Source organism: Cetobacterium sp., from assembly GCF_048470075.1.
Lineage (GTDB): Bacteria > Fusobacteriota > Fusobacteriia > Fusobacteriales > Fusobacteriaceae > Cetobacterium_A.
Window position 1 is genome coordinate 1 of the sequence record NZ_DBGBQB010000162.1, and the last position, 2,616, is coordinate 2,616.

At 26.0% G+C, this 2,616-nt stretch carries 3 protein-coding genes; 2 read left to right on the forward strand and 1 reads right to left on the reverse strand.

Features of this window, described 5'->3' with window-relative positions; translation table 11 throughout:
* Positions 1-786: ParA family protein (locus ACMOUI_RS05720; RefSeq protein ID WP_418964773.1), on the forward strand; the 786-nt coding region annotated here is incomplete at its 5' end.
* 17 nt (positions 787-803) lie between these two features.
* A complete protein-coding gene (locus ACMOUI_RS05725; protein WP_418964774.1) occupies positions 804-1,454 on the forward strand; it encodes a hypothetical protein in 651 nt (216 codons plus the stop codon).
* A 277-nt stretch (positions 1,455-1,731) separates the two neighbouring features.
* Here the strand turns inward: ACMOUI_RS05725 and ACMOUI_RS05730 are convergent.
* Positions 1,732-2,616: hypothetical protein (locus ACMOUI_RS05730; protein ID WP_418964775.1), on the reverse strand; the 885-nt coding region annotated here is incomplete at its 5' end.

Consider the following 2,616-nt stretch of genomic DNA (forward strand, 5'->3'; position numbering starts at 1 on the left):
AATGAGATGGGAATAAATAAAGATCATAAAAAAATAAAAATTGAAAAATTAGATAACAAAATTCAAATTCACAAAATGGAGGAAAGTAATATGGGTAAAATCTATACAGTCAAAGTTAATAAGGGGGGAATTGGAAAAACATTTTTAACAGCTCAACTTGGTGCTGGACTATCTTTATTAAATAAAAAAGTTTTACTTTTGACTTCAGATTCCCAAAACAACCTATTTAACTATTTATTAAAAGGGGATAAAGCATTTGAAAAAGGCTTGAAATCAGAGGTTGTTAATGGAGATGGAGAATATTTTAGATTAAGAAAAAATCTTTATTTCCTTCCTTTAGAGAACAACAAGTTTTCTGCCACTTTTTTAAATGAAATGCCCAATTTTCTTGAAAAATTGAGAGATGAATATGATTATATTCTAATTGATTCTGTCCCAACACTGAAAATTGATGCTGTTTTTTTAGAACATTCTGATAAAATAATTATTCCTAGCTATTGTGATGAAGTTACTATGGAAGGAGTTCTTAATCTTGTCAATGAAATAGATGTTAATAAAATTCATACAATTTTAATTAACAGATATAAAAATACTAAAATTCAAAATAAATATCTTGCAGAGATGAAAAATATAATATCTAATACGGATATTATATTCCCACAGCCTATTCCTCAATTAGCTTTTATTGAGGAGATGCTAGATAAAAAGAAAAGTATTTGGGAATATACAAATAAACAAGCTAATGAAGTTCAAGAGATTTTATTAGAGATTTTAAGTAAAATGTAATTTTAGGAGGATTTTATATGTCAAAACTTGATTTAGCTGCAAGATTACAAGAAAAATTAAATTCTAGGGAAGCAAAAGAGATTGTGAACTCTAATTTTCTTATTCAAAAAGAAAATTTTAAATATGATTATTTAAATAACTTATTAAATAATATTGAAGGGGATGAAGTAAAAGATTTCTTAAAAATTGAAAGTTTTAAGTTAATAAATATTCAAGCAAAAACTTCTTTAGAGTTAGGAGAGATTTTTACAAATGTCTTTAATAAATTATCTAAGCAAGGGTCTACTGATGGTCTTTATGAAAATTGGCTTGAATTACATGGATACAATAAAAAAACTGCTCTAAGACATCGAAAAAGATTTGAACTTTACAATGAAGTTAATGAAAATAAAAAAGATATTGTTGCACTTTTACCTGTTAGAGTTATTGAGGAGCTATATAAAGATAAAGAAACTTCTATTGGGTTAATCAATATGGCTGAAAATTCAGAATCTTTATTAACTCTTAATATAACAGAAAATAGAGAACTTGCTTCAACTCCTAAATCACTTTATTACGATTTTAATATTTTTAATAACTTTCAAGAAAGAATGATGTTATTGAAAGAAAAAGATAAAGAAAAAGTTGAAAGACTTTTAAGCGAAATCTATGAAATTTTAACTAAATAGTATTCTGTATCTAAAACTGTAGGTAATTAATTTATCTACAGTTTTTGTCAAAATGCTCTTGAGTAATCAAAATGTTTCTTTCTGATTAGCCTAGATGAACCTATTTTAAAAGTATTTACTAATTTGGCTAGCTCCACTTGTGGTGATAAAACTATTCATGAAGTAGGAGACGCATATGAACTAAGAGACACTGTGTCTTTTAGTTTTAAGTTAAAATCTAACTAAGTGACATTGTGTCTCTTAGTAGAAAAACAAAAAAGTCCCTAAGGGACTTTTTCTATTTAAATTTATCTACTAAAAATCTATCTATTTCTGAAGTTCTTAGCTCTTTTCTCATAAAGACTGGACCTAAAACCCTTAAAATCTCTTTTTTTATATCTATTACTTTATCATCATCTAAAGATAACATAATTTTATAAAGATTAATACTTTCATTTACATACTCATTAAATTTTTCTACCTCTTTAATTATATCTGTTTCCTCTTTTTCAACGACCTCTTTTGGACTTTCTATCCTAGTAGTTTCTCTTTTTAACTTTAATGTTCTACTAAAATAATCATTCTCTACCAAATACGATGCAATCAAAGAGTTTTTACCAGCTTTAAATGCTATTTTTTGGATTTTAGTTTCTTGACCGCATTTCTTTATGTAGTTTTTATAAACTATTCTTTCTATACTCTCTTGATCTTCACTTGGAAGTTTATAATACAGTTCCATAACTTCATTTTGTTTATTATTTTTTAAAATATCCATAGCTATAGTGTCCTCCATATTATCCTCAATTTTTTCTAAAGAGGATTTATTTTTCGGAAAATCAATTAAAATATCATTTGCCCAGTTATTTTCTAAACATTTCAGAAAGTAAGCTCTTGGACTTGTTAATTTTTTTTGTTTATTCATATAGATAATTGCAGCTTTAACTTTTTCTTCACCATAACTCTCCAAAGCCTCTTTTACTGCCTTTGACATAGTTTTTAATTTCTTTGCTTTTTCAGGCATCATATTTAGCATTTCGAGAACTAAGTTCAGACTGATTTCTTTCACTATATTTTTTTCTTCTTTTTCTTCAAAATTAATTTCATCATGTTCCATTTCGCTGATTGTTAAAGCTGTTGAAAGTTTTTTAAAATCATTAAAATCATCATAAAATCTCTCTTGTTT

Excerpts from the sequence above, each read along its gene's own strand:
- ACMOUI_RS05725 (WP_418964774.1), top strand. The coding sequence starts at position 804 with ATGTCAAAACTTGATTTAGCTGCAAGATTACAAGAAAAATTAAATTCT.